This window comes from Polyangium jinanense, from assembly GCF_028435265.1.
GTDB classification, from domain to species: domain Bacteria; phylum Myxococcota_A; class Polyangia; order Polyangiales; family Polyangiaceae; genus Polyangium; species Polyangium jinanense.
In genome coordinates this window covers 82,209-88,535 of sequence record NZ_JAGTJK010000048.1, presented here as the reverse complement: position 1 = coordinate 88,535, position 6,327 = coordinate 82,209, and the positions used below count along the sequence as shown (strand labels likewise).

The 6,327-nt window shown below is 68.1% G+C and carries 6 protein-coding genes; 3 read left to right on the top strand and 3 right to left on the bottom strand.

The window, feature by feature from the left end:
- Positions 1–66: 66 nt before the first annotated feature.
- Together KEG38_RS44155 and KEG38_RS44150 are read right to left on the bottom strand one after the other, a co-directional pair.
- The gene (locus KEG38_RS44155; protein WP_272426767.1) at positions 67–591 is read right to left on the bottom strand and encodes a hypothetical protein; all 525 of its coding nucleotides are present in this window, start codon (positions 589–591) and stop codon (positions 67–69) included.
- 7 nt (positions 592–598) lie between these two features.
- Positions 599–1,975 carry a hypothetical protein gene (locus KEG38_RS44150; RefSeq protein ID WP_272426766.1) on the bottom strand — a complete coding sequence of 459 codons (1,377 nt, stop codon included), beginning with the start codon at positions 1,973–1,975 and terminating at the stop codon, positions 599–601.
- A gap of 202 nt (positions 1,976–2,177) precedes the next feature.
- Here KEG38_RS44150 and KEG38_RS44145 point away from each other — a divergent pair, with 202 nt between their 5' ends.
- From KEG38_RS44145 to KEG38_RS44135, 3 genes are read left to right on the top strand one after another with little or no spacing between them, the layout of a single operon-like run.
- Positions 2,178–3,854: a DUF1592 domain-containing protein gene (locus tag KEG38_RS44145; protein ID WP_272426765.1), complete on the top strand. Its 1,677-nt coding sequence runs from the start codon at positions 2,178–2,180 to the stop codon at positions 3,852–3,854.
- The gene (locus KEG38_RS44140; RefSeq protein ID WP_272426764.1) at positions 3,851–5,227 is read left to right on the top strand and encodes a DUF1552 domain-containing protein; all 1,377 of its coding nucleotides are present in this window, start codon (positions 3,851–3,853) and stop codon (positions 5,225–5,227) included. Before KEG38_RS44145 ends, KEG38_RS44140 begins: the two co-directional genes overlap by 4 nt.
- 23 nt (positions 5,228–5,250) lie before the next feature.
- A complete protein-coding gene (locus tag KEG38_RS44135; protein ID WP_272426763.1) occupies positions 5,251–5,679 on the top strand; it encodes a nuclear transport factor 2 family protein in 429 nt (142 codons plus the stop codon).
- Positions 5,680–5,682: 3 nt separating this feature from the next.
- Here KEG38_RS44135 and hisH read toward each other — a convergent pair whose 3' ends face one another.
- The gene (hisH, locus tag KEG38_RS44130) at positions 5,683–6,327 is read right to left on the bottom strand and encodes an imidazole glycerol phosphate synthase subunit HisH (RefSeq protein ID WP_272426762.1); all 645 of its coding nucleotides are present in this window, start codon (positions 6,325–6,327) and stop codon (positions 5,683–5,685) included.

Sequence of the window (6,327 nt, the reverse complement as noted above, 5' to 3'; positions counted from 1 at the left end):
TCGACCCCGGGCGAAGGTGGTCCTCCCTTACCTTCGCCGGGGGTCGACCCCGGGCGAAAGGGGGCTTCACCCGCCGGCGCCGCCCATGCCGCCGCCCATACCGCCGGCGCCGCCCATGCCACCGGCGCCGCCCATGCCGCCCATGCCGCCCGAGCCGGGGCCCGCGTTTGGATCGAGGCTCTCGATCCAGAGCTTCACGCAGTTGATCTCGAGATCGCTCATCGACCCGCCGAGCGGCATCTTCAGTCCGCACGGCGGCGGATCTAGGAGCTTCGCGTAGATCAGGCTGCCCGCCGCATCGATTGGGTTCGCCAGGATCACACTCCCGCACGACTCGGTCCCCGCGACACTCACGAGCCGCGACTCCAGGTTCGGCGAGGCGAGGTCCACCGTCGTCGAGCCGGACGCGTGGCAGTTCGCCGTGCCGCACTTCGCGGCGAGCATCGCGGGCACGTCTGGGCAAGCGCCGCCGCCCTGGAAGATCGCCTTCTCCTCCTCGGTCAACGTGCCTGGACAACCAGCCGCGAATGCGACGACGAGAGGCGCGGAGAGCGCCACGACGCAGATACGAAGGAAGCGCGCGTTCATCATCGTCTCCTCAATCCATGTAGGCCAGGCCGAGCCGGACACCGAAATACTGGTCGAGCGCGCCGCCCGCCACGTACGCGTCGCCGAGCACGGGATCGAAGTCCGAGAAGAACCGATCGTAGTGGCCCGTGAGCCGGATCTGCAGCCCCGACTCGAAGCGCACGGCGAGCCCCGCCGCCGCCGTGATCCCATGCACCTTCGGGCCCGAGAACCGATCGTACACCGCGCCCGTCGTGAGCGGCTCGAGCCACTCGAACCCGAGGATCGCCGCGACCGGCCCGATCGGGATCCATCCGTCGACGCCCGCGCGAATCGCCAGGTAGTCCACGCTTGCCACCTGATTGCTGAGCGCGCCGGGTGCGTCGATCTGGAACGTCTGCCACCGGACCCCGCCGAGCACGCCGATCACGGGCCCCGTCGGCCGCGAGAGCGGGATCCGGTACTTCAGCGCCGCCGTGATCCGCTGGTAGACCGTGTCCACCGGATCGCCGCCTTCCGTCGCGGATTGCAGCCCGAACGCGCGCGCGTAGCCCGCCGAGATCCCGAGATCGCGCAGCACGGGAATCGTCGTCATCGCCGCTGGGAACACCTCGACTTGCACGGCTGCCACGGGCGCGGCGTACACGTCGTAGCGCCGCAGGTTCCCCGAGATCCCGTCCGAGTACGTGAACACGCGCCCGCCGAGCTCGAAGCCGACCTCCGCCGACACGATCGACGATCCCGCTTGATGCCGCACGCGGCCCGAAGGCGCCTCCTCCTTCGGCTTCGTCTCGTCGGGCGGAGGCGGCGTTGTCTCCTCGGGCTCGGGCGGCGGCGCCGGCGCGTACGTCTCGACCGCGTTCGTGATCGCCTTGGCGATCGCCTTCTTCTGCTCGTCCTCGGAACCCTTGAGCGACACCGCCTCGTCGACGGGCGTCGCGTCGTCCTCCGCGTTCACCCAGACGAGGTGCACGCGTTTCTCGCCGCGCACCTTCTGCACGATGCCCACGAGCACCGCGCCCGCGTCGATGATCGACGCCGCTTGCTGCACGCGCGGCACGAGCCTGTCGCGTTGCTTCGGGTTCGTCATCGCGGCGCCGAGTGGCTTCGACTGGCCTGCCTTCTTCAGCGCCGCCGCGAACTCCTTCGTCGGGGCCACGACGATCCGATCGGGCAGCGTGGCCTCGATGGCCTCGCGCACCGCGTCTGCGTCCTGGCCCTCCACGTGCACGGCCAGCACCTTCTTCGCCGCTGGTTCCGCGGCTGACGCTGAAGCCGGCGCGCTCGCCAGAACGAAGCCCAGGACTGGCGCCGCGAGGCGCGTCGAAAGCGCGAAGGCCCACGCCGCCGCTCGCGTGGATCGCGAGCGATTCGCCGCCCTTCGCGGCACCGCGTTCATCAAAAGCACGGCGTGAGCCTACAGGGGCCCCTGCCCGGGGGTAAAGCCCTCCGCAGGACCACCCTCGGCACCAAAATACCATGCCATTGCGAAATTCGTGTGGGCTCCAAAGGAATCGGCGGTCCCTTGGATCGGAAGCCGTGATTGCGCGTTGACGCGCGTGGACACCCGGCATACCACCGTGATTGCCAAAGCCCTGGAGGTGGCCGGCATGGAGACTCTTAGCGCCCCTTCCTCCGTCATGCGCCGCATTCCGACGCTTCTACGCGCCGGAGCGCTCGTCCTCGCTTGTCTCTTGCCCTCGTGCGTCGGGACGATCGGCGGTTCGACGGATGATCAAGCAGCCGTTCAATCGGTTCCCGAGCGCAGCGCCTTCCCGCGCTTGACCCATGCGCAATGGGAAAACTCTGTGCGTGATGTATTGCGCCTCGAAGAGCGCCCGGGATTTTCGGCGTCGTTCACCGGAGATCCGCTCGGCGGCGTCTTCGACAACAACGAGGTCGTTCTTTCCGTCACGCCGAACCTGTGGGCCGATTACCAGCGCGCCGCCGAGGAGCTCGCGGCCCTGGTCGTCTCGGATCCCGCGAAGGTCGCGGCGCTCGTGCCGGCCGACGAGGGACAAGGAAATGAGGCCCGCGCCCGCGCCTTCATCGAGACCGTCGGCAAACGCGCGTATCGCCGCCCCCTCACGGCCCAGGAGATCGACACACACGTCGCGCTCTTCAACGAGGCCCCGTCCCTCATCGACGGCGATCCCTTCCTCGCCGGCGTCGAGCACGTCCTCTCGGCCTTCTTCCAGTCGCCGCATTTCATCTACCGCGTCGAGGGCACGCGCAAACCGCGCCCCGATGGCCTCATCCCGCTCGCCGCCTACGAGCTTGCCTCGAGGCTCTCGTACCTCCTCTGGAACACGATGCCCGACGACGTCCTCTTCGAGGCCGCCGCAGCGGGCGAGCTCGACACGAAGGAGGGCCTGCGCGCCCATGCCGAGCGCATGCTTGCGGATCCGCAGGCGCGCGCGGTCATCCTCTCGTTCCACAGCCAGCTCTTCGACTGGCGGAAGTTCGGTGATCTCTACAAGGATCCGGCCGTCTTCCCCGAGTTCGTCCCCGAGATCGGCCAGGACCTCATTCGCGAGGCCGAGCTCTTCGTCGAGGACGTGGTCTTCGAGCAGGAGGGCGGCTTCCACGAGCTGCTCACCTCGCGCACCGCGTTCCTGAACGACAGACTCGCGCCCATCTACGAGGTCGAAGCCCCGAACGGCGCCGAGTTCGGCAAGGTCGAGCTCGACAAGGAGAAACGCAGCGGCATCCTCACGCGCGCCGGCTTCCTCGCGGCGAACGGCACGGCCCGCGCGTCCGATCCGATCCACCGCGGCGTCTTCGTGAACCTGCGTGTCCTCTGCGCGCGTTTGCCGCCGCCGCCGAACAACGTCCCGCCGCTCCCGCCCGTGGAGGGCAAGACCACGCGCGAGATCGTCGCCGCCCACACGGGCAAGGGCACGTGCGGCGCTTCGTGCCACGGCACGCTCATCAACCCGGCCGGCTTCGCGTTCGAGAACTACGACGCGATCGGCCGCTATCGGTCCGAGGACAACGGCTTCCCGGTCAACGCCGCGGATGCGTATCCGATCGGCGGCGGGATGGCGACGTTCAGCGACGCCATCTCGTGGAGCCAATTGCTCGCGGAGAGCCGCGAGGCGAACGAGTGCTTCGCGAAGAACTGGCTCGAGTTCGCCTACGGCAGGGACGCCGAGGTCGAGGACGCCGCGCTCATCACGAAGCTCGGCGAGGCCTCGCGCACCGGCATGTCCGTCAAGGACCTCCTGCTCGAACTCGTCTCCTCCGACGCCTTCTCGACCCGCCGCCCCGTGGAGGTCGCGCCATGAATCGCCGTCATTTTCTTCGAGGTCTTTTCGGCGTCTCCCTCACGCTCCCGTTCCTGGAGAGCTTCTCGCCGCGCAAGGCCGAGGCCGGTCCGGGCGACGTGCCTCCGTTCGCGATCTTCATGCGCCAGGCGAACGGCGTCGTGCAGCAGACGAACGACGAGCCGGAGATGTTCTGGCCGAGCCAAACCGGCGCGCTCACGACCGAGTCGATGAACGCCGAGAGTGATCGCGCGGTCAGCGAGCTCAGCGCGTATGCCTCGCGCCTCCTCCTGGTGAAGGGCATCAACTTCGCGTTCCCGGGCAACGGCTGCGGCCACTCCGGCGGCGGCAACCAGTGCCTCACGGCGCAGAAGGTCTCCACGGACCCGGTCGGCAACGAATCGCTGTCGATGGGCGAGTCGATCGACAACCGCATCGCGCGCGAGCTCAACGCCGCGGGCGTCGAGCCCCTCACGCTTTATGCGGGCAAGAAGGCCGGCTACATCAACGAGGTGCTCTCGTACCGCGACGCGAAAGTCATCCGCGCGGCCGAGCACAACCCGATCAACGCCTACCAGGCGCTGTTCGGCCTCTCGAATCTCGACCCCGAGGTCCTGAAGAGGCTCGCCGCGCAACGCAAGAGCGTGAACGACCTCGTGCGCGAGCAGATGCAATCGCTCATGACGCGCGGCGATCTCGGCAAGGCCGACCGTGATCGATTGGACCTGCATTTCCAGTCGATCCGCGACCTCGAGGTCGGGCTCCAGTGCGCGCTCACGAAGGAAGAGGTCGCGGCGATGGAGGCGATGAGCCCGGACGCGCGCTCGAACGACAACCTGGAGAAGGTCGCGCGGATGCAGATGGACATCATCGCGCTCGCGATGGCGTGCGGCACGACGCGCGCCGTGACGCTCCAGATCGGCGATGGCAACGACAGCACCGAGTATTACATCAACGGCGTCCGGCAGAAGAGCTTCCACAAGATCTCGCACCGCATCGACAGCGACGGCTCCGAGGGCCCGCCGATCGAGGGCGCGTACCTCTTGCACCACGAGATCGACCGTATCCACGCGCGCCTGTTCAAGTACCTGCTCGACAAGCTCGCGGCCTACGATTTCGGCTCCGGATCGCTCCTCGATTTCGGCGTCGCGGTCTGGCTGAACGATCTGGCGAACAAGTACCACTCGTACAACGACGTCCCGTACGTCCTCGTGGGCGGCGCGAACGGCTACCTGAAGACGGGCCAGTACGTCGACGTGAACGGCGTGCACAACGGCCGCCTCCTCAGCACGATCGGCGCGGCCCTCGGCTGCAAGAATGCCGAGGGAGGCCCGCTCGACGATTTCGGCGACCCCGAGCTGCCGAAAGGCTTGCTCACCGAGATCATCGCGTAAGCGCAAATGCTATATCGGGCAGCATGCCCACGCTGCCCGAGCGCATCCTCACGCTCTTCGCCACCTACCACATCCGCCGCGAGAAGGTCCTCGCGGACCTCGACGCGATCTACGCGCCCGACGTCCGCTTCGTGGATCCCTTCAACGACGTCACGGGCAAGGACCGCTTCCTGCGCATCAACGAGAACCTCTTCAAGCGCCTTCGTGAAATGCGGTTCGACGACCTCGCGCTCGTCGGCCAAGAGCCCCATTTCATGCTGTCGTGGACCGCGACGATCGAGGGCCCGTTCGGCGTCACGATCACGGCGCCCGGCGTGAGCGAGTTCCGCTCGGAGAGCGGCGTCGTCGTCTACCACCGCGATCACTGGGACGTGCTCTCGTCCGTGGCCGCGAGCGTTCCCGGCGTGCGGAAGCTCTACCCGCTGCTCACCGCAATGCTCTTCGAGCGGTAATCGTTACGCCGCGACGAATGCCCCGAGCAGCACGAGCCCCGCGCCCTGGCTCTTTTCGGGGTGGAATTGCACGGCCGTCACGTTGTCCCGCGCGACGGCCGCCGTGACCACGTTCGGCCCGTGGGTCACGGTCGCCACCACGATCGACGGATCCTCCGGCACCGCGTGATAGCTGTGCACGAAGTACACGTGCGGCGTCTCTGATCCCCACGCGGCGAGCGCGCCTTCGGGCGCGTGCTTCATTTCCAGCCGATTCCACCCGATGTGGGGGATCTTCACCACGTCCGCGCCCGCTCCCGGATCGAGCCTCCGCACCGCGCCGCGGAACACCCCGAGCCCCGCGGCCCCCGGCGCCTCCTCGCTCGTCTCGAACAGCGCTTGCAGCCCCAAGCAAATGCCGAGATACGGTTTCCCCTGGCGAACCGCCTCCCGCAGCGCCTCCCCGAGCTCACCCGCGAGTGCCGCCGCGCAATCGCGGAACGCGCCCTGCCCGGGCACCACGATCTTGTCCGCGCCGAGCACGTCCTCGGGCCGCCCGCTGCGAACGACCTCGCTTGCCACGCCGCGATCCTCGGCCGCGCGCGTGATCGCCCGCTCCACGCTGCGCAGGTTTCCCATTCCGAGATCCACGACCACGACGCGCGCCAT

What these genes read in the sequence shown, in the direction of transcription:
- KEG38_RS44155 (WP_272426767.1), bottom strand. Translation starts at nt 591, where the DNA reads ATGATGAACGCGCGCTTCCTTCGTATCTGCGTCGTGGCGCTCTCCGCG.
- KEG38_RS44145 (WP_272426765.1), top strand. Translation starts at nt 2,178, where the DNA reads ATGGAGACTCTTAGCGCCCCTTCCTCCGTCATGCGCCGCATTCCGACG.
- KEG38_RS44140 (WP_272426764.1), top strand. Translation starts at nt 3,851, where the DNA reads ATGAATCGCCGTCATTTTCTTCGAGGTCTTTTCGGCGTCTCCCTCACG.
- KEG38_RS44135 (WP_272426763.1), top strand. Translation starts at nt 5,251, where the DNA reads ATGCCCACGCTGCCCGAGCGCATCCTCACGCTCTTCGCCACCTACCAC.
- hisH (WP_272426762.1), bottom strand. Translation starts at nt 6,327, where the DNA reads ATGGCGCGCGTCGTGGTCGTGGATCTCGGAATGGGAAACCTGCGCAGC.